Raw genomic sequence first — 22,490 nt, 5'->3', positions numbered from 1 at the left:
ATGAACAAGACGTTGAACAAGAGCTTAGTCGCCGCGGCGATCGCCGCACTGCTGGCCGGCTGCAGCCTGGCGCCTGTCTACGAGCGCCCCGCGGCGCCCGTGACGACGGCCTGGCCGCAAGGCGACGCCTACCAGCCGGCCGCGCGGCCGACAGAGGCGCGCGAAGCGGCCGATATCGGCTGGCGTGAATTCATCGGCAACGACCGCCTGCGCAAGCTGGTGGAACTGTCGATCGGGAACAACCGCGACCTGCGCGTATCGATCCTGAACATCGAACGGGCCCGTGGCCTGTACCGCGTCACCAGCGCGGCGCAGCTGCCGCAGGTGAACGCGTCGGTGGGGCAGACGGCGCAGCGCGTGCCGGACAATATGAGCCCCACGGGCGACGGCTACATCACGCGCCAGTACAGCGCCAACCTGGGCGTGGCTGCCTATGAGCTGGACCTGTTCGGCCGCGTGCGCAACCTGTCCGAGGCGGGCCTGCAGCAGTACCTGGGCACGCAGGAAGCGCGCCGCGCGCAGCAGATCACGCTGGTGGCCGAAGTGGCCAACGCGTGGCTGACGCTCGCCGCCGACCAGGAGCGCCTGCGCCTGGCGCAGGACACGCTGAAGAGCCAGCAGATCAGCTATGAGCTGAGCCGCCGGCGCTTCGCGGCCGGTGCCACGTCGGGCCTGGACATGTACGAAGCGCAGCAAAGCGTGGAATCGGCCCGCAACGACATGGCCGTCTACACGGCGCAGGTCGCGGCGGACCAGAACGCGCTGGCGCTGCTGGCCGGCGCTCCGGTGCCGGCCGAACTGCTGCCGGTGGGCGAGCTGACGTCGGCGACGCAGTTGGCGGACCTGCCGGCCGGCGTGCCATCGACGGTGCTGCAACGCCGTCCGGACGTGCTGTCGGCCGAACGCAGCCTGCAGGCCGCGAATGCCAATATCGGCGTTGCTCGTGCCGCGTTCTTCCCCAGCATCTCGCTGACGGCCAGCGCGGGCAGCGCCAGTACGGCGCTTTCCGGCCTGTTCAAGGCCGGTTCGGGCGCGTGGAGCTTCGTGCCGCAACTGACCTTGCCGATTTTCTCGGGCGGCGCCAACCAGGCCAACCTGGCCGTGGCGAAGGCCGACCGCGACATCGCCGTGGCGCAGTACGAAAAGGCGATCCAGTCGGCGTTCCGCGAAGTGGCGGACGCGCTGGCGCAGCGGGGCACGCTGGACGAGCGGGTAGCATCGCAGGCAGCACTGGCCGAAGCATCGGCCAGGAGCTACCGCATCTACGAAGCACGTTACCAGAAGGGCGCGGATGCATACCAGACGTCGCTGACGTCGCAGCGTAACCTGTATGCGGCGCAGCAGGGGCTGATTTCGGCGCGGCTGGCCAAGGCGACGAATCAGGTGACGTTGTACAAGGCTCTTGGTGGTGGCTGGCAGTAAGTGCTGTTCCTATGCGTCGCCGCGGCGCTTGATAAGTGCCGGGGTCAGGGAGGAGTGATGGCATGCATGCCATCACCGCTTCGCAGGCAAGGAGCTGTGCTCCTTGAAACCCCTGCTACGCCCCATCGGGTCTGACACCGGTACTCCTCAAGTGCCGTCGCATTACGTCAGCAAAGGCGGCACCCATTCGAGACTGTTATGCAGCCCATTGGCCCCGCGCAGCACGAAGCCGCAGCGCTGCAGCAGGCGATAGGCGGGGCTGCTCAGCAGCAGGTCGATCCGCACGGGCACGCGCATGCGTACGCCCTGGGCCTGCAGGCTGCGCAGCAGGCCCAGGCCGATGCCGCGGTTGCGGTATTCGGGCAGCAGGCTCATGTCGAGGATGCGGATCTCGTCCGGGCCGTAATTGACGTACAGGCTGCCGATGGGGCGGTCCCGTTCCAGGATGACGGCGATGTCGCCGTATGGGTACTGCGTGCGCAGTTGCGCCTGGCGGGCGCGGAACTGCAGTGCCACCAGCAGCGCCTCGGTACGGGCATCGCAGCCGTCCATGCGCTGGTCCGCGCTGCGGGTGCTGGCGTACAACTGTTCCATGAATCCCTGGTCGGCCTGTTCCAGCGGCCGCATTTCGATAGAACGGGAAGGGGAGGTCCGGGTAGCCATGTACTTTCCTGAAAAAGACGACAGTGGGCGAAAGCGGGACTGCGGTAGAAATAATAGCATCAGGCGCAACGACCGGGTGCGGCGCATCAGACAAACAGGGCAACGGTGCCCACAGCGAGCCGAGCAGGCGGAAACCAGATGAGCAACACAGAAAAGCGTCACAACGATCCTGAGCGCGCCCGCAGCCGGCGCCGCCAGGTGCTGGAAGCGGCAACGGCATGTTTCAGCCGCAGCGGCTTCCACGGTGCAAGCATGGCTGAAATCTCGAAGGCCGCAGGCATGAGCGCCGGCCATATCTATAACTACTTCGACGGCAAGGATGCGATCATCGCCGCCTTCGTCGAGGAAAACGTCGAACGCGTGACGGCACTGCTGCAGGACCTGGAAGCGCGCGGCGACGTGCTGCAGGCGCTGCTCGACGACGTGCCGAAAAGCGTGCTGGAACACCTGGACCGGGATACCTGGAAGCTGCCGCTGGAAATCACGGCCGAAGCGTCGCGCAATCCCACGATCGCCGCGGTCGTGCACGATGCGGACCGCCGCACGCGGGCGCAGTTCCGCACCATTTTCAAGGCCGGGAGGGAGCTGCACGGCCTGTCCGTGGACGACGCCCTGCTGGAAGGACGGATGGACGCTATCATCACGATATTCCAGGGGCTGAGCGCGCGCGCCCAGCACAACCCGGATATCGACAGCGCCGCGCTGACCGCCTCCGTCCAGGTGGCGATGAAGGCCCTGTTGTTTACCTGAAGTCCATCATACGGAGCATCATGACCGATTACGTCTTCCCCCCGCATCAGGGCGCGACCCTTGCCGTCGCCGGCACCGACGCCCGCTTTCCCGTCCGGCGAGTTTACTGCGTCGGCCGCAACTACGCCGGCCACGCGCGCGAAATGGGCTCGGATCCGAACCGCGAGCCACCGTTCTTCTTCTGCAAACCCGGTGACGCCGACGGTGTCGTGTCCGTGGCACCCGGCACGACGGCCGAGCTGCCGTTCCCGCCGCAGACGACCAATTTTCACTACGAGTGCGAGCTGGTGGTCGCCATCGGCAAGGGCGGCGCGAACATCGCCGTGGTGGATGCCGCAGCGCATATCTTCGGCTACGCCGTCGGTTTCGACATGACGCGCCGCGACCTGCAGGGAAAAATGAAGGACGCCGGCCGGCCCTGGGAAATCGGCAAGGCCTTTGATTATTCGGCGCCCGTCAGCCTGGTGCACCCCGCAGCTGGCGTGACCGACATCGAAGGGGCTGCGATCAGCCTGCAGGTGGACGGCACGACAAAGCAGGACGGCCACGTCAACGAGATGATCTGGTCGATTCCCGAGACGATCGCCAACCTGTCCACCTTGTTCACCCTGCAGCCGGGCGACCTGATTTTCACGGGCACGCCGGAAGGTGTCGGCGCCGTGCAGAAGGGCCAGACGCTGGTCGGGCGCGTCGACGGGTTGACCGAGCTGTCGGTACGCTACGTTTAAGCGCCAAGACGGGCCGCGATGGCCCGCAACCCCTCCAGCGCTCCTGTGGCCAGGCCGACGTCGCGTGACGTCGGCACTTCCCACTCGCGCGGATTGATCCGCACCAGCCGTCCGCCACCCGCGACAACCTGCTGGCTGAAATGCCGTACCGAGGGCACGGCCGTCCCCGCCCCCAGCTCAATCACGACGGGCCGCCGCACCCGCTCCAGCCAGGCCTGCAACCGCTCCCCCTGGCGCGCACTGCGTTCTTCCACCCAGTCCCAGTCGCCGAACATCAGGATATTCGGCCGCGCCAGGCCACCGCAGTGCGGGCAGGTCGGCGGCTCGTTGCGCAGCCGGCATGCATCGGCATCGACGTCCGGCACGAACGCATCGGCTGGCCAGATCCCGTCGCAGCAGGGGCGCAGGCATTGCAGGTGATGAATCGACCCGTGGCATTCGTAGATCCGGGCGGGATCGAATCCGGCACGCCCGAACTGGCCGTCGACATTGCTGGTAAAGACCAGGGCGCCGTGCGGCCGCGCCGCGCCCCAGTCCCGCAACAGGTCGAATCCCGCGTGGGGGAGCGTGGCGCGGTACAGCGCCAGCCGGTGACCGTAAAAGCCCCACGCCAGCGCGGGATCGGTACGGAAGGTGGCGGGCGAGGCGACTTCGGTAAACGCCAGCCGCGCCCGTCCCAACGCCGGGTAGGCGCGCCAGAAGCCGGCATCGCCGCGAAAGTCGGGCAACCCCGAATCGACGCCCATGCCGGCGCCGGCGGCGACGATCAGGCCGTCGGCCTGGCAGATCAGGTCCGCAGCCCGATCGAGCAGGTTGGAGGAAAGTGTCATGACCGGATTCTACGCCGCGACGCTCCACAGGCGAACTGCCGTTGCGCAAAAGACCATAGCAAAAACTCAAACCCCTCTGCTATAATCCGCAACTCGTCGGGGCGTAGCGCAGCCTGGTAGCGTACATGCATGGGGTGCATGGGGTCGGAGGTTCGAATCCTCTCGCCCCGACCAATAGATTCAATGACTTACGGCGAAAGCTGTACATAAACCCAGCACTGTATATTAGACACTTGTCTAATATACAGTGCTGGGTTTTTTCATTTCGGAAATCTGGCTATTGTTTGAAAGCTGCTGCTAGCTTGTTTTCGACGTCGATTTGTATCTCATCGTCGTGTGCTTCTTGAGCATGAACTTCAAAACGAACGCTTGCAAGCCATTCAATCTCGACTGAGCAATATCTCGATCCCCGGCAACCTTTTTCAATGCTTCGATCCATGAATTTGCGTCGGTCGACTGCGTAGCCGCTTGTTGCAGCATATCCAGCCTTCCCTCCAATTTCTGGCCCGCATCCATATAGTAGCCAATCTGGTGCTCCGCCACTTTTAGCACAGCAGTTTTGTACGCCAGAACGTCTGCTTGCTCAGACTGTTTAGCTAGTGTCAGCTGATCGAGCTGCGAGAGTAACGTGTTTTGCTGTATTTTTTCGAGCTGCTGGAATTGTGTCCGCTGGGTATTTACCGCGTCGCGCTGGAGGCTAATCGTGCGCAGCACTGCAATTAACGCGACGAAAGACACCGCAGGACCCAAGACTCCGCCTACGTATGACCCGAACGCACTCCAGTCTGCTGATTCGGAAGAAAGTTTTCGATCCAGCGCATACCAGTATAGCGAAACAGCAACAATCGTTATAGCAATGTGAATCGCCACGACTATTGTAGACACTCCTTGAGCCATAATGTCAGGCACAAGGAGAACGTATGAGCGGCAAGCGGTATACAGAGGAATTCAAGATTGCAGCGGTCAAGCAGGTGGCGCAGGGCGGTCATCCAGCAAGCGAGGTAGCGGCACGGCTCTGGATAAGCATCCACAGCCTGTACGCTTGGACGAAACGCTATGGCGTACCCGAGGCAGAGCGCAAGGCTGTCGATGCCCAGTCCGACGAGATGCGGCGCCTGAAGGCCGAGCTAAAGCGTGTCACGGAGGAGCGTGACATATTGAAAAAGGCCGCGGTGTACTTTGCCAAGACGTCCGGGTAAGGTACACCTTAATTGCTCAGTTACAGGACCAATTCCCGGTGCGCCGGCTGTGCAAAGTGCTCGAAGTGCATCCGAGTGGCTTTTATGCATGGCGTCTGAATCCTGAAAGTAAGCGTGCCAAGGAAGACAAGCGTCTGCTCATCCCTATCAAGGAATCGTGGCTTGAAAGCGGCAGCGTGTACGGCTACCGCAAGGTCAGCGACGATCTGCGCGAGCTTGGCGAGCAGTGCGGCATTAACCGCGTCCATCGGCTGATGCGCTCCGCTGGGATTGGCTCGCAGACAGGCTATGCCAAGCGCAAGTACAAACGCGGCGGCGCACCATCGCTGGTGGCACCAAATCACTTGCAGCGCCAATTTGATGTAGCAGAACCGAATTGCATCTGGGTGACGGACATAACATACATCCGCACGCATGAGGGTTGGCTGTATTTGGCCGTAGTGCTTGATCTGTTCTCGCGTCAGGTGGTCGGCTGGTCGATGAGTTCCCGAATCGATCGCGAGCTGGCGATGAACGCGCTATTGATGGCTGTCTGGCGTCGGCAGCCCAAGAATTCGGTGATGGTGCATTCCGATCAGGGCAGTCAGTTCAGCAGCTACGACTGGCGCGACTTCCTGACCGAGCACAACCTGCAGCAGAGCATGAGCCGACGCGGAAACTGCCACGATAACGCCGTGGCCGAGAGCTTCTTCCAACTTCTGAAACGGGAGCGAATCAGGCGCAAGACCTACGGCACTCGGGAAGAAGCAAAGCAGGATGTCTTCGATTACATCGAGATGTTTTACAATCCAAAGCGCCGGCACAGCTTCAGCAATGACTTGTCGCCGGTCGAGTATGAAAAGTAGTATTTCAAGCGGCTCGCGAGTGTCTAGAAAACTCGTGGCGATTCACCCGGCTATTTTGATGACGCCTGACTGGCTCAACCAGTCGCCACACAGGATGGTAACGTAGGGGTCGCAACCCTTGGCCGCTGGCGGCAATCCACGGAGCCAGCCCCATCCTGTGTGGTGATCCCAACCGCAAGGCGGAGACCAGTAGCCAATACCCCGGATAAAAGCCGAGAGGTTCCGGACACCACACGATAGACCAGAAGGCCCCGCGTCATCGCTGATCGTGGGGCCTTCGTCGTTTTCAGCCGAGCGCATGACCTGCGGCCGGCGCCGGACGCTGTAACCGGCAACCCCAACTCATCGTAGCCGCAGCACGAGGTGGCGAGCGAGGGCAGCCGTTCCGGGCGTTATGCCGAAGAGCTTTCAGTTTCCGTGCGGCGCTTCCGGCGGGAGAGGGCTATCAGGCCAAGGCCCGCTCCTAGCATCAGGTAGGTGGATGGCTCAGGCACCGACGACACGACTTGAACAGAAGTAATTTCACCTCCGACTGTAATCCAGCCGGCTGAAGGAAGAACGAGCCCAAATAAGCCTTTCACACTGGACCATTGGTCGGCCCCAGGCAAGGCCTGGTTCACCGGAGCATAGGGCGATTCCCACTCAAATCTATAGCTAAAGCTGGAACTGTTACCCGCGAATAAGCCACCCGTCTGGATCAAAAGACTGTCGGAATATTCATACGTATGTACCCAGTTGCGGTTGCTGTAAGAAAGCGCAGATGTTCCATTAGCGAACTTGACCGACTGCTGAAAGTTGCCATACGAGAAATGTTCTGTCGGGTAATAAGGACTGTCAATTATAGGCAAGACCGTTTCTGTATCGTAAGAAAAATAAAGTTTTACTGTTTCGCCGACAGATATGTCATACCCCAATGCATTACTGCTTTGTAATGGTATCCAATGACTTTGTACAGTCATATCGGTCATGCTCGAAATTTCGGCTGTGAATTCCACAAGAACCGGTGCCGCGTACGCAGGCATTGCACTTGAGAAAGCCAACATAAGAGCTGCGCGTGCCAGAGATTTCATCTAATTATTCCTTTGAGTGGGTAGGGAAGAAGTGCATTTATCTGTCGATTCTATATCGAAGAGAACAGCCTAATACTCACGAATTGTCACATTACTATGCCGCTCGCCCAGCAATGGCGCGGGCTTCGTCGTTTCTGCCAGGCGCCCATGACCACGACCACGCACCCATCGAAAGAATCGGTCCGCGAGTGGATGGAGCGCCGCACTTGGTCGCCCGAGCCGCCGCCCACGCCGGAAGAGATTCGGCGCGCCCTGGGCTGGGACCTGATCCCGGAGACTCGCCGGCCCGACTGCAGGAACGAACCATGAAACTGACCGACCCGGCCTTGAAGGCCTGGCTGCAGCTGTGCTTCCAGCTGGCGCAGCTGCAAGAAGACACGGCCTATCGCGCCTACAACCTGCCGGAGCGCCGGCCCAACCATCCGAGGACTGCATGACCATCCGACTGCTGACAAAGTGGAGCGACTACGAGGCGAACACGATCATCACCGAGTCGCCCGAGACCGAGGCCGGGCTGCTGGCTGCAAAGCTGGCGATGGCCGAGCTTGCCGGCGGCGTCTTTACGGCCAAGAACAAGCCGACGGCTATACGGGTAACGACGTCCCGGCCGAGCAAACGCCCGGACGTGCACCGTTCCGCCATGTACATCGGCGACAGCATCAGTGCCGCAACGATCAGCATGGCGCACTTGCCACGCCACAAGGCCGTACGCTGGATGACGGCGGCGACGCCGAACCTGAACACGGACGGCTCCTTCGTCAAGGAGGTGCTGACGGCCGCCACCTGCCCGTCGGGTAATGGCACGCTGCGCTACTACGCGGCCGACTCCACGATGACTTGGCAAGCGTTCGGCGATACCGAAGGCCCGCGCGTTTCGATCACGATCGAAGCTTGCTTCTACCGAATCGACAGCGGCACGGGCGGGAAAGAGGTCTATTTGGCCCTGATCCCGCGTTGGAAGCCGACTGTCGACCGCGCCGATACGTTCAACGTATCCGGCACGATCAAACTGCGTAACAACTGCGCGAGTAACGGCGTGGTGGGCTGGACGAACACGCTGCTGGGCAATCCGTACGACGTGATCTATCCGTTCTGCATTTCCAGCATCCGGGCCGCGGACTGGTGGGATGCTCGAGCTCAGTGGCAAGACATTTACACGGACGATTCGCATATCGTCGTTTGCACCAATGACGTGAACAGCCGTGAGACGGCGCTGCAGGCGTTGATCAACCTCGAGAACATCGTACGCTCGCGCCAGGACATCGGTTCGAATGTCGCTGTCGGCTGCCTGCTGCCGTACGATGACCGGACGGCGGCGATGACACAGGCCGCTGTCGAGTTCAACATCGGCGTACGCGCGATGGCTGATCGCCTTGGCCTTGGCGCCTGGGATGCGTGGCCCTACGTCGGCCTGACAACCGGCTCGGGCGGCTATGCGCCTGGCATGTCGGCGGATAAATTGCACCCCTCGTCGAAGGGCGGCTACATCATCGCCAAGCATGGTCCGGTGCCACTGCTAGCAAAGCGCGTGCGCCAGATGTTCGCCAAGCCGTTTTCCGGTGCGGCATACGACCCGGTGAATGCACCGTATGGCAGCTTCCTCGTGAATGGCCAGCTCGCCGGCGCCGTGACGGTAGCGAATGCTGGCATCTCGGGCGAAGTGCCGACGGGCTGGACGGTCGTCCGGGAGGTCGGGAGCACGATTACGGCTGTATCGAAGGCGCCCGCCAGCGCTGGCGCCGTCCCACTGCCAGACAACATGCCAGGCTTCTACTGGAGTGTGGCGGTATCGAACGCCAATGCGAGCGCAGTCAATGGCGAGGGCATCCGCATGCGCCCGTCGGCGCTGATCACGGGGTTCGCAATCGGAACGTACGTCAGTTTCGAGGGTGAAATTCGCATTTCCGGCACCGGTATTCAGGCTTTCTCGATCATCCACTCAACGCAGGGCGGCCTGGCACCTACTTCCATGGCGATTGATCAGGGCTCGAGCGCCGCAACGCAGACGGATAACCTGGATGGCGACGTGGTGCGTATCCCGTTCCGCTCGGCCCCGATGCTGGTCGAGGCCGGTGCGACATCGATGAGCGTCGGGATCATCCTCCTGATGAACATCGGCGGCACCGCAACTATCGAGCTGTCGCCGGTGGGCCTGGGCCTGCATCCTGTTTCGGCTCCAGCATGAGGACCGTGCTGGCAGCACTGCTGCTGGCGTGCACGTGCAGTGTCACAGCAGCGCAGGGTCAGCCAGATGCCGCAGTGGCCATGGCGTGCAGAGAGCGCTACGCCTGGCTACTGACCATTCAGCGCCTGACCACCGAGGAGCGCATCACCAACATGCGTCTGTTCTTCGGGCAGGACTTCGAGGTGGAACAAGCGCACGGACAAGAAGTTGCAGACGTGTACATCGTGCGCCGCAACCCAGCGACCGGACACATAACGTTCCGTGAGCTGATAGGGCACACGCAGTAGGGGCAGGCACATGGCATTGAAGACACTAGCCGCGGCTAGCAGCAGTATCGATGTCGCGTCTCGCCGTGCACACGGTTCAGCCTGACCGTGTAGAGCGGAAGCGTGGCAGTGCTGGCGTGAAGGACCGCAACCAGATCAAGGCGCGTGACTGTGGACTGTGCCGGAAGTGCGGCGCCCTGGGTAGCGTGGTCGATCACATCGTGCTGCTGTGGAAGGCGGCAGCGACGAGCCCGAGAACAAGCAGACGCTGTGTGACCTCTGCCATGACGTGAAGACGGCGCAGGAGGCCGCAGAACGCGCCCGAGGGTACTGATCAGGGTGGAAATTGCGGCATCCAGTGGGGAATCATGTCCGCATAGCCAGTAACAGAATAATCGTGACTGGTAAGTTGCAATTTAGTTATTTCAAGAGAAATCTCGTTTATGATAAAGGCCCCTATTGACCGAGATCTTGATATGAAAAAAACGCTCTTTGCTTTACTGTTGGCAACAGCGGCATCCGCCAACGCAGCACCAATTACGGTTACTTTTGACTACACAGGCGCGTGGCACGAAAGCTACCACGATGATGAAAACGGCGATCAAGCCGATTATGAATTTCACTGGCAGCCTTCTGCTACACTGTCTGCCCGGTTCACAGCGGAGGACATAAACGGAAATAATATTATCGAAAAGAATGAGGTAACAAGCCTCATTGCCAACGGTATCGAGTTCAGAACACCTTGGACACCTGCCGCACAGTACACGTGGGGGTTCAGATATCGCAACACGAGGGATTACGATATCTACGTGCAGCTAGAAAGCACGTATGACTACGCGCATGCGAGCTACTTCTATGCGGGATGGACCCCTAGCTATCAGTGGTGGGAAACGTCTGACTATACGTACTATGATAGCTGGTTTAGCTCCACCGACACGGTGGCCACCGTAGTCTCCTCCGTTCCCTCCGTTCCTGAGCCAACGACGTTTGCAATGCTAGGCATTGGGCTGTCGATTATTGGTCTGAGCCGCCGCCGCATCAACGCAGCTGCACGCTGATTTAGGACTAACCTGCGGCTCGTTTACTGAAGCGCGGCCGAAGTACCCCGGGGGCCAAAAGTCTGGCGCCCCGGCCGCCGGACACCGCACTGTACCTCACGCGCAGAAAAAATCCCCCTTTCAAACGGAATTCAAATGGCAGGAAAGCCCGGTAGGAGCGGCGGCGCCCGACCTGGGGCCGGCCGTAAATCAAATCCGCCCACGCTTAGCGCGGCGGAATCGCTGCTGACGAAAGACCCGCTGGAATTTCTCACGGCGGTCATGAACGATCCGGCGACGGACATAAAAATCCGCACGGACGCGGCGAAGGCGATGTTGCCGTTCAAGCACCAGAAGCTGGGCGAGGGCGGCAAGAAGGACGCGAAGGGTGAGGCGGCGAAGAAGGCGGCCAACAAGTTCGCGTCCACCCCGCCGCCACTACGAGCAGTGAAATAAAGGAACAGTATGGAATGGTCAACAGCTTGTCCCGACTGGGCAGACCGTCTGCTCAAGGGCGAGACGATCATTCCGCCGCCGATCTTCCCGGAGCAGGGCGAGCACGCGCTGGCGATCTTCAAGGCGCTCAAGATCGTCGATGCCCCTGGCAGCCCGACGTTCGGCGAGTCCTGCGCTGAATGGGTCTTCGATCTGGTGCGCTGCATCTTCGGTGCCTACGACGCCGAGAACGGGCGCCGGCTGATCGTCGAGTTCTTCGTGCTCATCCCGAAGAAGAACAGCAAATCGACGATCGCGGCCGGGATCATGATGACAGCCCTGATACTGAACTGGCGCCAGTCGGCCGAGTTCTCGGTCCTGGCGCCGACGGTCGAAGTGGCGAACAACGCCTACGCGCCGGCGCGGGACATGGTGCAGAAGGATGAGGACCTGGACGACCTGATGCACGTCCAGTCGCACGTCAAAACGATCACGCACCGCGAGAGCAACGCCACCCTGAAGGTGCTGGCGGCGGACCAGAACACGGTCGGCGGCAAGAAGTCGGTCGGCACGCTGGTCGACGAGCTGCACCTATTCGGCAAGATATCCAGCGCCGAGAACATGTTCCGCGAGGCCCTGGGCGGCCGTGCATCGCGTCCCGAGGGGTTCGTGATCTGGCTGTCCACGCAGTCGGACGAGCCTCCGGCCGGCGTGTTCCGGCAGAAGCTGGAGTATGCCCGCAAGGTGCGCGACGGCGAGATCGTCGACCCGGCCTTCGTGCCGATCATCTTCGAACACCCGCCGGAGATGGTGGCATCGGGCGACGCCTTGAAGCTGGAAAACATGCGGCTGGTGAACCCGAACATCGGGTTCTCGGTCGACGAAGCGTTCCTCGAGCGCGAGTACAAGATTGCCGAGCAGGCCGGCCCTGAGTCGTTCCGCGGCTTCATGGCCAAGCACGCCAACGTCGAAATCGGCATGAACCTGCGGTCGGACCGCTGGGCCGGCGCCGACTTCTGGGCACGGCAGGCCGTACCGGTGTTCGACCTGCACGAGCTGATCGAACGGTCCGAGATCGTCGACGTCGGTATCGACGGGGGCGGGCTGGACGACTTGCTGGGCTTCGCCGCTGTCGGCCACTGCGCGAAGACGCGCCAGTGGCTCACCTGGGCGCATGCCTGGGCACACCCGTCGGTGCTGGAGCGCCGCAAGGACATCGCGCCGCGGCTGCAGGACTTCGCCAAAGCTGGCGACCTGACGCTGGTGACGCGTATCGGTGACGACGTCGACGGCGTCGCGCAGTTCGTGGCCGCTATCGAGGACGCCGGCAAACTGGACAAGGTCGGGTGCGATTCGATGGGCCTAGGCGGCATCGCCGACGCGCTGCTGGAGGCCGGCATCCCCGAAGAGAAGGTCGTCGGTATCAGCCAGGGCTGGAAGATGACCGGCGCGATCAAGACCGCCGAGCGGAAGCTGGCTGAGGGCGTGATGGTGCACCCCGGCCAGGCGCTGATGGCCTGGTGCGTCGGCAACGCCCGCATCGAGCCGCGCGGCAACGGCGTGATCATCACGAAACAGGCGTCGGGCACCGCGAAGATCGACCCTCTGCTGGCCGTGCTGAACGCCGTAACGCTGATGGCACTGAACCCCGAGACGCAAGTCGTCCCGGAAATTTTCGTATTGGACCTCTGATGACCGGAAAACTACTAAATCTGGAGGCGGCGCGTCATGATTCGCGCGTGCTGGGCTCCTGGATGGCCGGTCGCCATGGCGCCGCCGAGCGCGCTGGCATCGTTGCGCTGGGCGAAAACTCGAGCGGCAGCATGAGCATGGGCGAGCTGGCAAACTTGCTGGGCGCCGCACACCGGTCGTCGTCGGGCGCTGCTGTTACCGAAACCACGGCGATGCGCGTCTCGGCGGTGTACGGCTGCGTCGCCCGAATCACCGGTGCGATCTCGAGCCTGCCAGTGGGCATCTATGAGCGGACGCCCGGTCAAGGGCGCGCGCCTGCCGAGCACCCGTACTGGTGGATGCTCAATGAGCAGGCGAACCCGGACATGAGCGCCGCCACGGCCTGGAAGATGCTTATCGAGGCGCAGCTGTTCAATGGCGATGGATTTGCCGAGCTGCTGCGCCCCCGTTTTTCAAGCAGCCACGTCACCGGCTGGAAGCCCCGCAGGATGATGCCGTTTCGTCAGGGCGGTGCGGTGCTCTACCGCGTGTTCCCGGCCGGTGGCGGCGCCTCCTACGTGCTTCCACCTGAAGACGTGGTGCACCTGAAGAGCCAGGGTTATAGCGAAGACACGCTGTTGAGCCCGAGCCCTATCACGTTTGCGGCACAGGAAGTAATCGGAACCGCGATCGCGGCGCAGGAGAACGCGGGCGGATTCTTCGCTGGCGGCACGAACTTTGATTACGCCTTGATGACAGCCGCGAAGCTGGACAAGGCGCAGCTGGAGCAGCTCAAGGCGTCGTTGATTGCCCGTGCACAGAACGGCGGGCGCGGCCCACTGATCCTGTCGGGCGGCCTGGAACCGGCACAGCTCAGCGTGAATTCGAAGGACGCGGAAATCCTGGCGACTCGGTTGTTCACGGTCGAGGAAATCTGTAGCGTCTTCGGGGTACCGCCGCACCTGGTCGGGCACACCGAAAAGAACAGCTCCTGGGGTTCCGGTATGGCCGAGCAGGGCGGCAATTTCGTCCGCTACGTCCTCAACGACCGGCTGAACGAGATCAAGCAGGAATTCAACCGGCGTTTGTGGCCCGTGCGCGAGCGATTCTTCATGGAGCACAAGACGGAAGCCTTGGAAAAAGGCGACGTCGGGGCGCACTACGAGGCGTACCGGATCGCGCTGGTCCGTGCAGGTGAGATGCCGTGGATGACGCCAGAGGAAATCAGGCGGATCGAAAACATGCCGCCGAACGCGGATTTACAACTGAATGGAGGCGCGAGTGCCCAACAGCCTGACCCAGCTCCTGGCGAGCAACAAAAAACGGCCTGAACGGCTGCCGCAGTCGCGAATCGTCGCCGAGGGCGCCGAGACCACGATCTACCTGTACGACTCCATCGTCGCCGATGAGGAAACGGCGCACTGGTGGGGCGGCGTCTCCGCCGAGGCGCTGGTGCCGCAGATCCGCGCGATCAAGGGCGGCGACGTGCACCTACGGATCAACAGCCCGGGTGGCGACGTGTTCGCCGCACAGACGATCTGCCAGGCCATCCGCGACACCGGCGCCCGCGTCATCGCACACGTTGACGGCTATGCCGCCAGCGCGGCCACCGTCATCGCCATCGCGGCCGACGAGGTCGAGATCGCCCCGGGCGGCTTCTTCATGATTCACAACGCCTGGACCTGGGCCATGGGCAACGCAGCCGACCTGACGGCCACCGTGTCGCTGCTGTCGAAGATCGACGGCACGCTGGCGGGCCAGTACGCGGCGAAAAGCGGCATGGCCGTCGACGACGTGAAAGCCGCCATGGATGCCGAGACCTGGTACTCCGCCGAGGAGGCGCTTGCGGCCGGCCTCGTCGACCGCATCGCCGAGGGCAAGAAGGCCCAGGCCGCCTGGAACATGAGCGCCTACTCCAAGGCGCCCAAGATCGAAGACAACGCCGGCGGTATCGAGGATATCGCCACTGAAGAACACCGCGCCCGCCAGCAGCAGCGCATCGCCATGCTGGCCCGCCTCCAAGTTAGCTGACGCTCTCGCGCCACTAAAGCAGCCGCCCTCGAGGCGGTTTTTTTTCGTCCATATCGGCCGCGAGAGCGGACCAAACCCTGAGGAAATCCATGTCGAAACTCGCACAACTGCGCGCACAGCGCGACGCCGCTGCAAAGAAAGCGCAAGACCTGAACAACAAGTACCCGGCTAATCAGCGCATGCCAGTCGCCGAGGCCGGTGAGCTGGACGCCATGCTGGCGGAAGTCGAAGCGATCGCAAACGCCCGGCACACCGTTCCAGCTGACATCCGTCTTCGGATACGATACGGAGACGAAGGACGATTTGATTACTCCACGGGATCGCGGCGCCCACGACGGCATCGGCGGAATATCGCCACCGTTATTTTGGCGGGGACCATGCCTGGGCGGACCTGCGTCCGACGTGGCCCACGTCAATGTGTCCATGGTGCCGGAGCCGGAGACGTATGGCATGATGCTGGCCGGGTTGCTCGCCATTGGCGCGATCGCGCGCAAGAGGGCGAACTGAGTTCAATCGGTGAAAGAACGGGAGCGGCGTGCGCTTACCGGACCCGGATCCGCAGATTCCAAAGAAAGGCCAGCCATTGCGCTGGCCTTTTCGCTTTGCGAAACGACGAGAGCGCACCGGCCAATGCAGATGATGAGAAAAAAATGTTCTTTTGTTACTGTTCGTGATTCTTGATGGCGAATGCGGATGCTATTGTGTTGCCAGCCGCAGCAATGCCGCATTATTCGAAACAGAAGAGGAGAACTCATGAAACAAACGATTGCCGGGCTGATTCTCGGTCTTGCCGCATCGGCCGGCGTAGCGCAGGCCGCTGACCGGGTTACGACAACAAATTTTGATGTCGCCACGTTGTCTGCCCACGATCGCGTTGACCTGGCCGTGCTGTCCGATACGGGCAGCACGGCCAGCCTGTCGATGGCCGGGTTGATCCCCGCCGCGGATTTCAGGGTAATGGGTGACTACTATTCTCCGACCTTCAAAGGGTGGTTCAATACGGCGTCGCTGCAGTTCGACGTGCGCGACGGCTATCGGATCACTGCCTTGACGATCGACGCCAAGGTGACGGGCGCACTGTACGTAACCCCGCCGCCGGCGGGTTTGGAACAATTCGAGCGTCCATTCGCAAAGAACTCGTTCTACGCTTCCTGGACTGTCGACGGCAACCCGGCGATCTATCGCGTCGGCGGCAGCGATATCGATGGCAGCCAGCCATATTCCAGTACCGTGGACCAGTTGATCGCGGGCCGGTCGGTCCTTCAGTTTTCGACGTCCGCGGATGCCGGCGCTTTGAGCTACGAGCGTTACGTCTGCACGGATCATTGCTGGTATGACCGCTATCCCGCCTTTGCGGCAATGCAGGTCAGCGATGTCGTGATGACGCTACAGATTGCCGCGGTGCCGGAACCGACCATGTGGATGCTGTTGCTGGGCGGCCTGGGGCTGGTTGGCGCCGTCGCACGTCGTCGCAAGGCATGAGCGCTACCGGAGGTTGCCCGGCCGAATAGCCGCGTGCGCATTTGAGCATGGATGCCGAGGCCGGCTTTTGGGCTGGCCTCGGCAGGCAGTTCAGCGCTAACCGCTGTTGGGCGCGCAATTTGTTCGAGCGGAGACAGCATCGACCATGCTGCGGAACAGCCGTTGGGATGTCAGGAGTTGTTATGTCCGCATTGCGGATCGCAGCAACCCGGCGTCGGACGTGGCGCGGGATGCGGCATGTGGCACAAATGGAGCCGGTCCATTGCGACAGCCCGCGGCGTATCGTCCTTGTGCCGGATGTCAGTCAGCCGCCAACCCCTTGGTCAGCACCTCGGCCACGGTCGCATTCATATCCAGCCCCTTCTCGGCAGCCAGCGCCTGCAGCTGCTGCACCAGCTCACTGTTGAGCTTGACCGCAAACGGCACCAGCCCCAGCGCCTGGTCGCGCTTGCGCTGTTCGCGTTTGTCGATGGCGGGTGCGGCGGCGCTGCCGAACTGCGGGGCGCCCGGCCCCGTCATCTTGCCCATCAGTTTTTTGGCATCGTTCTTGGCGAGGTCGGTTTTTTTCACGTCGTTGTCCTTTTAAAAGCGTATTTTAAGCGCTCGACGTGGATCGCAGTGACGCGGGACGGCCACTCATCGTGGTTGACGATGTCATCGGGCCGGCAACCTGGTGCGTTCGACGGGCAAGGCAGGGACGGCAGGGCTGCGGCGTGACAAGCGTGCGCCTCCATCCATAAGGTTTTGATAACGTGGCAGGTCCACTGGCAGTAAGGGTTCGATCATGGCGGAACGCGGCAACAGAAGGGCGCGCGCGGACGATTTCACGGCCGCGCGCGTGGACGAGGCATTACGCATTGCGAATACGGACGGGGTGCATCCTGCGCTGGAATACATGCAGCTGGCCGGCGTGCCGCGGCAGACGGCGCTGCGGGTGCTGTGCTCGCCGCAGTTGCACCGGCGGCGGGAGCGCCGCAGCCAGCCGCGTTAGCGTCACGCTCCGGGAATAGCCCGGGCCGGGCGGGAGTCTGCAGATTACATTGCTGTTGTGACGCCATCGTGACCGCGCGGCCACCGGCGCCACCGTTTGCCGCAAGCCGCTGCGTTATCGGTTTTCCGAAGTACCTACCTAGGAGAAGCCATGAACCGCTCCATATCACGCACCCCCGCGACACGTACGCCCGTGTCACGGTCGCTCATGCCGGCACTCGCCGCCGTGCTGCTGTCCACCAGCGCCTTTGCCCACCACGGCTGGAGCGAATACGATGCGGGCAAACCCCTGAACCTGTCCGGCACCATCGTCGAAAGCGGCTACACGCAGCCGCACGGCCATGTGCTGCTGCAGTCGGCCGACAAGCGCTGGCACGTCGTGCTGGCGCCGCCCTCGCGGATGGAGAACCGCGGCCTGGCCAAGGAGGCGCTGGCCGCCGGGACGAAGGTCATGGTCTATGGCTATCCGCACCGCAGCAAGCTCGATGAGCTGCGCGCCGAGCGCATCACCGTGGGCGACAAGACGACGGAACTGCGCTGATGGCGGCGCTGCCCGCGTGGGCGGCGTGGCTGGCGGCGACCCCGGTATCGCAGGCGATGCGCGAGGCCGCGTGGCTGTATCCCATCGTCGAGATCGTCCATATCACGGGGTTTGCCGTGCTGGTTGGCGCCGTCGCGCTGTTCGACTTGCGCGTGCTGGGCTGCGCGCGGGCGTTGCCGCTGCGCGCGCTGGCGGCACATCTGCTGCCGTGGGCCGTGGGCAGCCTGCTGCTCATCGTGCCTGCCGGACTGCTGATGTTCTCATCCCAGCCCGGCGATTTCCTCGGCAACCGTACCTTCACGCTGAAGATGGCGCTGCTGCTGGCGGCCGGCATCAACGCGGCGTTCTTCCATCTGGGCCCGTGGCGCCGCGTATCCGCGTGGGATGTGGGGGCGGCCACGCCTGCACGCGCCCGGCTGCACGCAGCGCTGTCGCTGCTGTTGTGGGTCGGGGTGATCAGCTGCGGGCGCCTGCTGGCTTATACCTGAGGGTTGTGGGTCGCCGTCAGGCCAGCCAGCTTGCGGTCCAGGTAGTCGCGCGCCGCGCGTTGCGCGCCCAGTTCCGCCTCGTCGCGGGTAGCATAGTGCTCCTCGGTCGTGAAGCGCTCGGGGGCGGTTCCGGTATGCGGCCGCATCTCGACGGCGCAATGCCACCTGACCTGGCCGCCGGTCGGGTCTTCGTATACTTCGCTGCGGATCGTATAACCACGGTATTCGTATTCCATCGCCAGCCTCCGTTGCAAACGTCCATTCTGGCATGGCCGCGGGACGCGATTTGTGATGTCCCTCGCTTATACTGACAATCATGAGAATCGCGGCCATCTCCGACATCCATGGCAACCTGGCAGCGCTGGAGGCCGTGCTGGCCGACATCGCGCGCCGCCGCGTGGACGTGGTGGTCAACCTGGGCGATATCCTGTCCGGCCCATTGCAGCCGCGCGCCACGGCAGCGCGCCTGATGCCGCTGAATTTTCCCACCATCGCGGGCAACCACGAGCGCCAGATGGGCTGCGATCCGGCGCGGATGCGGCCCTCCGACCGTTTTGCCCACGACGACATCACGGACGACCAGCGCGACTGGATGCGCGCGCTGCCCGCCACGCTGCGGCCTGTCGACGATGTCCTGATGGTGCACGGCACGCCCGCATCGGACACCGTGCTTTGGCTCGATGGCGTCTCGCCCGCCGGCCGGCACGCGGCCGCGCATGACGAGGTGCGCGAGCGCGCGGGCACCGCGCAGGCCAGCCTGTTCCTGTGCGGCCACACACATCTGCCGCGCAGCATGCTGCTGGACGACGGCCGCCTGATCGTCAATCCCGGCAGCGTCGGCCTGCAGGCCTACCGCGACGACTATCCTATCCTGCACAAGATGGAGAACGGCACGCCGCATGCCCGCTACGCCGTGCTCGAGCGTACCGGCGGGACGTGGACTGTCGAGCATATCGCCCTGGCGTACGACTGGCATGGCGCGGCCGCACTGGCCGAGCGCAACGGCCGGGGCGACTGGGCATATGCCCTGCGGACGGGCCGCATGCCCTGAAGGGCAACCGGACACGCCAGGTGCGCTGGCCGCCGGTACCATGACGGTGTCGCAACAGGGGGGACACCATGCGCAGCACCTTATTTGCCTGCCTTGCCGGCTGCCTGCTGGCCGGTCGCGTCCATGCGGGACAGGACGAAAAGACTGCCAGATCGATGCAGCCATGCAGGGTGGGCTGAACCACCGCACGGCCGGCCTGACGTGGACCGTCGGGCTGCCGGTGCGGCGCTGGTTCGCACGGTCAGCCCAGCACTTCGGTACAGACGTCCAGCCACGCGCGCGCCGCGTGCGACAGATAGCGTCCGTTCCATACGTGCGCCACCTGCCACGGCAGTTCCGGCTCGACGATGCGCACGGCGTGCAGCTTCTCGTCCGCCAGCCGGTCGATGAACGGTTCCGGCAGCAGCGCCACGCCGATGCCGGCGGACGCCATCTCCACCAGCCAGTCCCATTGTGCGCTCTGGGCAGCCACGCGCGGCGCGAACCCGGCGCCCGTGAAAGCCTGCCGCAACGCACGCGTTATGGCGAAATCGTCCGTCAGCAGCACCAGCGGCAGCTCCTTCAGGGCTTTCAGCGGCAGCGTCCTGCGGCCCGCGCGGAACGTGCCCGGCGCCGCCAGCGCCCAGATCGGGTACGTCGCCACCGGCAGCGTCTCGACAGCCAGGCCGGGATCCGCCGGCAGCACGGTCATGCCCAGTTCCAGTTCGCCCGCCGCCACCAGCCTTTCGGCCTGCTGTCCCGTTTCCTCGCGCAGCACTAGCGCGATGTCCGGGTGGCGTTCGCGGAACGCCTTCAGCGCGGGCGTAAACAGCAGGTTGATCATGGGAGGGATGCCGACCGTCAGCGTGCCGCGCCGCGTGGCCTGGATGTCGCGCACCTCGGCCGCTAGCGTGCGCATCGTCGCCAGCATTTCCTGCCCCCGTGCGTAGACGACGCGGCCCGTGTCGGTCAGTGTCAGGCGCCGGCCGTCGCGGATCAGCAGCGGCGTGCCCAGCTCTTCTTCCAGCTGGTGCACCATCTTGCTGATCGTCGATTGGGTCACGTGCAGCAGCCCGGCCGCCTGCGTAAAACTCGACAGGCGGGCCGTTTCGACGAAGTAGCGCAGCGAGCGGATGTCCATGAATTTTGCGAATCCTGAATCGGAAGATTAGTCATATTCTGCATGAAGGCGGGATTTTATACTGGCGCGATCCAACAAGAGAATCGAGGAGCACGCCATGAACCAAGCCCTGTATGCGCACCGCATCCGCCGCGCGGACCTGCTGGCGCGCGTGATGCCCGCCGACGCGGCCGCGCGCCTGTTCGCGCCGGCGATGACGGTCGGGATGAGCGGCTTTACCCGGGCCGGCGACGCCAAGGCCTTGCCGCGCGCGCTGGTCGAGCGGGCCCGCACCGAGCCGCTGTGCCTGACGCTGATCACGGGCGCTTCGCTGGGCAATGACAGCGACGGCCTGATGGCCAACGCCGGCGTCATCGCGCGGCGCCTGCCGTTCCAGGCCGACGCCGCCTTGCGGCGCAAGATCAACTCGGGCGAGGTGCTGTTCATCGACCAGCACCTGTCCGAGACGGCCGAGCAGCTGCGCAGCGGCGCGCTGCCGCCAGTGGACATCGCCGTCATCGAGGCGGCGGCGATCCGCGCCGATGGCGCCATCGTGCCGACCATGGCGGTCGGCAACAGCGCCAGCTTCGTGCAGCAGGCAAAACACGTCATCGTCGAACTGAACCTCTCCGCGCCGCTGGCGCTGGAAGGGCTGCACGACATCTATCTGCCGCGTCCGCGCCCCGAACGCGCACCGATTCAACTGACGTCCCCGGGCGAGCGCATCGGCACCACGGCGATCGCCATCGATCCGGACCGCATCGTCGCCATCGTCGTGACCGACAGCCCGGACAGCCCGTCCAACGTGCTGCCGCCGGATGCGGAAACGGACGCCATCGCGCGCCACGTCGTGACATTCCTGGAAGGGGAGGTCGCTGCCGGACGGATGGGACCGCAGCTGCTGCCGCTGCAGGCCGGCATCGGCACGATTGCCAACGCCGTGCTGCACGGGCTGTCGCAATCGCCGTTCCGCGGCCTGACGATGTATTCGGAAGTGCTGCAGGATTCGGCCATCGCGCTGCTCGACTCGGGGCATCTGGCGTTCGCCTCGGCGTCGTCGATCACCTTGTCGGCACCGATGCACGAACACTTCATCCACAATATCGACCGTTACCGCGATCGCCTCGTGCTGCGGCCGCAGGAAATCAGCAATCACCCGGAAATCGTGCGCCGGCTGGGGATTATCGGCATGAATACCGCGCTGGAGTTCGATATTTACGGCAACGTCAATTCCACCCACGTGGGCGGTACCCATATGATGAACGGCATCGGCGGCTCCGGCGACTTCGCCCGCAACGGCGAGCTGGCGATTTTCGTCAGCAAATCGGCGGCGAAGGACGGTGCCATTTCCAGTGTCGTGCCGATGGTCGCGCACGTGGATCATACGGAACACGACGTCGACGTGCTGGTGACCGAATGGGGACTGGCGGACCTGCGCGGCCTGGCGCCGCGCGAACGGGCCCCGCTGATCATCGAGCGCTGCACTCACCCGGACTTCCGCCCGGCGCTGCGCGATTATTACGCGCGCGCGCTGCTGCGCGGCGGCCAGACGCCGCACGTGCTGGAGGAGGCGCTGGCGTGGCATGAGCGGTACCGGGTTATCGGAACGATGCAGGCATAACGGCAACATTAATAATTTATCTTTCTTCCTCTGCCGGACATTAATATTTTCCGGTTCATGCGCGTGCGCGTAAGGCCCTATGGCAT

General features: G+C 63.3%; 27 protein-coding genes and 1 tRNA gene. 21 read left to right on the top strand and 7 right to left on the bottom strand.

The window, feature by feature from the left end; translation table 11 throughout:
* Positions 1–1,422, top strand: coding sequence for an efflux transporter outer membrane subunit (locus tag E1742_RS08630; RefSeq protein ID WP_134384495.1), 1,422 nt, complete (start codon positions 1–3; stop codon positions 1,420–1,422).
* Positions 1,423–1,584: 162 nt separating this feature from the next.
* Here the strand turns inward: E1742_RS08630 and E1742_RS08625 are convergent, their stop codons facing one another.
* Positions 1,585–2,085 (bottom strand): GNAT family N-acetyltransferase, encoded by a 501-nt coding sequence (locus E1742_RS08625; protein WP_166793450.1) that lies wholly within the window; start codon positions 2,083–2,085, stop codon positions 1,585–1,587.
* Between the two features lie 138 nt (positions 2,086–2,223).
* Between E1742_RS08625 and E1742_RS08620 the strand changes: the two genes are divergently transcribed.
* Both E1742_RS08620 and E1742_RS08615 read left to right on the top strand, forming a co-directional pair.
* Positions 2,224–2,835 carry a TetR/AcrR family transcriptional regulator gene (locus tag E1742_RS08620; RefSeq protein WP_134384493.1) on the top strand — a complete coding sequence of 204 codons (612 nt, stop codon included), beginning with the start codon at positions 2,224–2,226 and terminating at the stop codon, positions 2,833–2,835.
* Positions 2,836–2,855: 20 nt separating this feature from the next.
* On the top strand, positions 2,856–3,563 hold the full coding sequence (locus E1742_RS08615) for a fumarylacetoacetate hydrolase family protein (RefSeq protein ID WP_134384492.1): 708 nt from the start codon (positions 2,856–2,858) through the stop codon (positions 3,561–3,563).
* Here E1742_RS08615 and E1742_RS08610 read toward each other — a convergent pair.
* Entirely contained in the window at positions 3,560–4,393 is an 834-nt protein-coding gene (locus E1742_RS08610) for an SIR2 family NAD-dependent protein deacylase (protein WP_134384491.1), read from the bottom strand. The two genes, E1742_RS08615 and E1742_RS08610, sit on opposite strands and share 4 nt — an antisense overlap.
* Before the next feature lie 97 nt (positions 4,394–4,490).
* Between E1742_RS08610 and E1742_RS08605 the strand changes: the two genes are divergently transcribed.
* Positions 4,491–4,567: transfer RNA gene (locus tag E1742_RS08605), tRNA-Pro, on the top strand.
* 123 nt (positions 4,568–4,690) lie between these two features.
* Here the strand turns inward: E1742_RS08605 and E1742_RS08600 are convergent.
* Positions 4,691–5,263, bottom strand: coding sequence for a hypothetical protein (locus E1742_RS08600; protein WP_134384490.1), 573 nt, complete (start codon positions 5,261–5,263; stop codon positions 4,691–4,693).
* A 50-nt stretch (positions 5,264–5,313) separates the two neighbouring features.
* Between E1742_RS08600 and E1742_RS08595 the strand changes: the two genes are divergently transcribed.
* Positions 5,314–6,437, top strand: a protein-coding gene (locus tag E1742_RS08595; RefSeq protein ID WP_134384489.1) for an IS3 family transposase whose coding sequence is annotated in 2 segments (ribosomal slippage) — positions 5,314–5,554 and positions 5,554–6,437 — 1,125 coding nt in all. Because the reading frame shifts where the segments join, the coding sequence is not laid out codon by codon here.
* Positions 6,438–6,829: 392 nt separating this feature from the next.
* Here E1742_RS08595 and E1742_RS08590 read toward each other — a convergent pair.
* Complete coding sequence (locus E1742_RS08590; RefSeq protein ID WP_134384488.1) at positions 6,830–7,507, bottom strand: PEP-CTERM sorting domain-containing protein; 678 nt, start codon at positions 7,505–7,507, stop codon at positions 6,830–6,832.
* Between the two features lie 305 nt (positions 7,508–7,812).
* Between E1742_RS08590 and E1742_RS27045 the strand changes: the two genes are divergently transcribed.
* The 11 genes from E1742_RS27045 (at position 7,813) to E1742_RS08540 (ending at position 16,614) form a co-directional block, all read left to right on the top strand.
* Positions 7,813–7,944, top strand: coding sequence for a hypothetical protein (locus E1742_RS27045; protein ID WP_259772437.1), 132 nt, complete (start codon positions 7,813–7,815; stop codon positions 7,942–7,944).
* On the top strand, positions 7,941–9,692 hold the full coding sequence (locus tag E1742_RS08585) for an SGNH/GDSL hydrolase family protein (RefSeq protein ID WP_134384487.1): 1,752 nt from the start codon (positions 7,941–7,943) through the stop codon (positions 9,690–9,692). Before E1742_RS27045 ends, E1742_RS08585 begins: the two co-directional genes overlap by 4 nt.
* Positions 9,689–9,979, top strand: coding sequence for a hypothetical protein (locus E1742_RS08580; RefSeq protein WP_134384486.1), 291 nt, complete (start codon positions 9,689–9,691; stop codon positions 9,977–9,979). The genes E1742_RS08585 and E1742_RS08580 overlap by 4 nt, the downstream gene beginning before the upstream one ends.
* A gap of 208 nt (positions 9,980–10,187) precedes the next feature.
* The gene (locus tag E1742_RS26675; protein ID WP_229466643.1) at positions 10,188–10,292 is read left to right on the top strand and encodes an HNH endonuclease; all 105 of its coding nucleotides are present in this window, start codon (positions 10,188–10,190) and stop codon (positions 10,290–10,292) included.
* A gap of 142 nt (positions 10,293–10,434) precedes the next feature.
* Entirely contained in the window at positions 10,435–11,016 is a 582-nt protein-coding gene (locus tag E1742_RS08570) for a PEP-CTERM sorting domain-containing protein (RefSeq protein ID WP_166793449.1), read from the top strand.
* Between the two features lie 135 nt (positions 11,017–11,151).
* On the top strand, positions 11,152–11,451 hold the full coding sequence (locus E1742_RS08565) for a hypothetical protein (RefSeq protein ID WP_134384484.1): 300 nt from the start codon (positions 11,152–11,154) through the stop codon (positions 11,449–11,451).
* Positions 11,452–11,460: 9 nt separating this feature from the next.
* A complete protein-coding gene (locus E1742_RS08560) occupies positions 11,461–13,122 on the top strand; it encodes a terminase large subunit (protein ID WP_134384483.1) in 1,662 nt (553 codons plus the stop codon).
* The gene (locus tag E1742_RS08555; RefSeq protein WP_134384482.1) at positions 13,122–14,432 is read left to right on the top strand and encodes a phage portal protein; all 1,311 of its coding nucleotides are present in this window, start codon (positions 13,122–13,124) and stop codon (positions 14,430–14,432) included. Before E1742_RS08560 ends, E1742_RS08555 begins: the two co-directional genes overlap by 1 nt.
* A complete protein-coding gene (locus E1742_RS08550) occupies positions 14,383–15,132 on the top strand; it encodes a head maturation protease, ClpP-related (RefSeq protein ID WP_206076740.1) in 750 nt (249 codons plus the stop codon). The genes E1742_RS08555 and E1742_RS08550 overlap by 50 nt, the downstream gene beginning before the upstream one ends.
* A gap of 89 nt (positions 15,133–15,221) precedes the next feature.
* A complete protein-coding gene (locus E1742_RS27460) occupies positions 15,222–15,806 on the top strand; it encodes a hypothetical protein (RefSeq protein WP_443094116.1) in 585 nt (194 codons plus the stop codon).
* Positions 15,807–15,885: 79 nt separating this feature from the next.
* Positions 15,886–16,614: a PEP-CTERM sorting domain-containing protein gene (locus E1742_RS08540; RefSeq protein WP_206076739.1), complete on the top strand. Its 729-nt coding sequence runs from the start codon at positions 15,886–15,888 to the stop codon at positions 16,612–16,614.
* A 300-nt stretch (positions 16,615–16,914) separates the two neighbouring features.
* Here the strand turns inward: E1742_RS08540 and E1742_RS08535 are convergent, their stop codons facing one another.
* Positions 16,915–17,184, bottom strand: coding sequence for a hypothetical protein (locus tag E1742_RS08535; RefSeq protein ID WP_134384480.1), 270 nt, complete (start codon positions 17,182–17,184; stop codon positions 16,915–16,917).
* A 214-nt stretch (positions 17,185–17,398) separates the two neighbouring features.
* On the opposite strand from E1742_RS08535, the gene E1742_RS08530 reads away from it, so the two are divergent.
* From E1742_RS08530 to E1742_RS08520, 3 genes are all read left to right on the top strand, one after another.
* Positions 17,399–17,605 carry a hypothetical protein gene (locus E1742_RS08530; protein ID WP_134384479.1) on the top strand — a complete coding sequence of 69 codons (207 nt, stop codon included), beginning with the start codon at positions 17,399–17,401 and terminating at the stop codon, positions 17,603–17,605.
* A gap of 150 nt (positions 17,606–17,755) precedes the next feature.
* The gene (locus E1742_RS08525; protein WP_307721915.1) at positions 17,756–18,145 is read left to right on the top strand and encodes a DUF6152 family protein; all 390 of its coding nucleotides are present in this window, start codon (positions 17,756–17,758) and stop codon (positions 18,143–18,145) included.
* Entirely contained in the window at positions 18,145–18,633 is a 489-nt protein-coding gene (locus E1742_RS08520; protein ID WP_166793448.1) for a DUF6644 family protein, read from the top strand. The genes E1742_RS08525 and E1742_RS08520 overlap by 1 nt, the downstream gene beginning before the upstream one ends.
* Here the strand turns inward: E1742_RS08520 and E1742_RS08515 are convergent.
* Positions 18,624–18,869, bottom strand: a complete 246-nt coding sequence (locus E1742_RS08515) for a hypothetical protein (protein ID WP_134384478.1) — start codon at positions 18,867–18,869, stop codon at positions 18,624–18,626. The genes E1742_RS08520 and E1742_RS08515 overlap by 10 nt on opposite strands.
* Positions 18,870–18,949: 80 nt before the next feature.
* Between E1742_RS08515 and E1742_RS08510 the strand changes: the two genes are divergently transcribed.
* Positions 18,950–19,684, top strand: a complete 735-nt coding sequence (locus E1742_RS08510) for a metallophosphoesterase family protein (RefSeq protein WP_134384477.1) — start codon at positions 18,950–18,952, stop codon at positions 19,682–19,684.
* A gap of 241 nt (positions 19,685–19,925) precedes the next feature.
* On the opposite strand, the gene E1742_RS08505 is transcribed toward E1742_RS08510, so the two are convergent.
* Complete coding sequence (locus E1742_RS08505) at positions 19,926–20,804, bottom strand: LysR family transcriptional regulator (RefSeq protein WP_134384476.1); 879 nt, start codon at positions 20,802–20,804, stop codon at positions 19,926–19,928.
* Positions 20,805–20,913: 109 nt separating this feature from the next.
* On the opposite strand from E1742_RS08505, the gene scpC reads away from it, so the two are divergent.
* Positions 20,914–22,404: a succinyl-CoA:acetate CoA-transferase ScpC gene (gene scpC / locus E1742_RS08500; protein ID WP_134388090.1), complete on the top strand. Its 1,491-nt coding sequence runs from the start codon at positions 20,914–20,916 to the stop codon at positions 22,402–22,404.
* Positions 22,405–22,490: the final 86 nt, after the last annotated feature.

It is taken from the genome of Pseudoduganella plicata (assembly GCF_004421005.1).
In the GTDB taxonomy this organism is placed as follows: Bacteria; Pseudomonadota; Gammaproteobacteria; order Burkholderiales; family Burkholderiaceae_D; genus Rugamonas; species Rugamonas plicata.
This window is presented reverse-complemented; position numbering and strand designations above follow the sequence as displayed.

What these genes read in the sequence shown, in the direction of transcription:
- E1742_RS27460 (WP_443094116.1), top strand. Translation starts at nt 15,222, where the DNA reads ATGTCGAAACTCGCACAACTGCGCGCACAGCGCGACGCCGCTGCAAAG.
- E1742_RS08505 (WP_134384476.1), bottom strand. Translation starts at nt 20,804, where the DNA reads ATGGACATCCGCTCGCTGCGCTACTTCGTCGAAACGGCCCGCCTGTCG.
- E1742_RS08540 (WP_206076739.1), top strand. Translation starts at nt 15,886, where the DNA reads ATGAAACAAACGATTGCCGGGCTGATTCTCGGTCTTGCCGCATCGGCC.
- E1742_RS08615 (WP_134384492.1), top strand. Translation starts at nt 2,856, where the DNA reads ATGACCGATTACGTCTTCCCCCCGCATCAGGGCGCGACCCTTGCCGTC.
- E1742_RS08565 (WP_134384484.1), top strand. Translation starts at nt 11,152, where the DNA reads ATGGCAGGAAAGCCCGGTAGGAGCGGCGGCGCCCGACCTGGGGCCGGC.
- E1742_RS27045 (WP_259772437.1), top strand. Translation starts at nt 7,813, where the DNA reads ATGAAACTGACCGACCCGGCCTTGAAGGCCTGGCTGCAGCTGTGCTTC.
- E1742_RS08515 (WP_134384478.1), bottom strand. Translation starts at nt 18,869, where the DNA reads ATGGAATACGAATACCGTGGTTATACGATCCGCAGCGAAGTATACGAA.
- E1742_RS08585 (WP_134384487.1), top strand. Translation starts at nt 7,941, where the DNA reads ATGACCATCCGACTGCTGACAAAGTGGAGCGACTACGAGGCGAACACG.
- E1742_RS08510 (WP_134384477.1), top strand. Translation starts at nt 18,950, where the DNA reads ATGAGAATCGCGGCCATCTCCGACATCCATGGCAACCTGGCAGCGCTG.
- E1742_RS08560 (WP_134384483.1), top strand. Translation starts at nt 11,461, where the DNA reads ATGGAATGGTCAACAGCTTGTCCCGACTGGGCAGACCGTCTGCTCAAG.
- E1742_RS08525 (WP_307721915.1), top strand. Translation starts at nt 17,756, where the DNA reads ATGAACCGCTCCATATCACGCACCCCCGCGACACGTACGCCCGTGTCA.
- E1742_RS08520 (WP_166793448.1), top strand. Translation starts at nt 18,145, where the DNA reads ATGGCGGCGCTGCCCGCGTGGGCGGCGTGGCTGGCGGCGACCCCGGTA.
- E1742_RS08570 (WP_166793449.1), top strand. Translation starts at nt 10,435, where the DNA reads ATGAAAAAAACGCTCTTTGCTTTACTGTTGGCAACAGCGGCATCCGCC.
- E1742_RS08630 (WP_134384495.1), top strand. Translation starts at nt 1, where the DNA reads ATGAACAAGACGTTGAACAAGAGCTTAGTCGCCGCGGCGATCGCCGCA.
- E1742_RS08590 (WP_134384488.1), bottom strand. Translation starts at nt 7,507, where the DNA reads ATGAAATCTCTGGCACGCGCAGCTCTTATGTTGGCTTTCTCAAGTGCA.
- E1742_RS08620 (WP_134384493.1), top strand. Translation starts at nt 2,224, where the DNA reads ATGAGCAACACAGAAAAGCGTCACAACGATCCTGAGCGCGCCCGCAGC.
- E1742_RS08530 (WP_134384479.1), top strand. Translation starts at nt 17,399, where the DNA reads ATGGCGGAACGCGGCAACAGAAGGGCGCGCGCGGACGATTTCACGGCC.
- E1742_RS08580 (WP_134384486.1), top strand. Translation starts at nt 9,689, where the DNA reads ATGAGGACCGTGCTGGCAGCACTGCTGCTGGCGTGCACGTGCAGTGTC.
- E1742_RS08555 (WP_134384482.1), top strand. Translation starts at nt 13,122, where the DNA reads ATGACCGGAAAACTACTAAATCTGGAGGCGGCGCGTCATGATTCGCGC.
- E1742_RS08610 (WP_134384491.1), bottom strand. Translation starts at nt 4,393, where the DNA reads ATGACACTTTCCTCCAACCTGCTCGATCGGGCTGCGGACCTGATCTGC.
- E1742_RS08625 (WP_166793450.1), bottom strand. Translation starts at nt 2,085, where the DNA reads ATGGCTACCCGGACCTCCCCTTCCCGTTCTATCGAAATGCGGCCGCTG.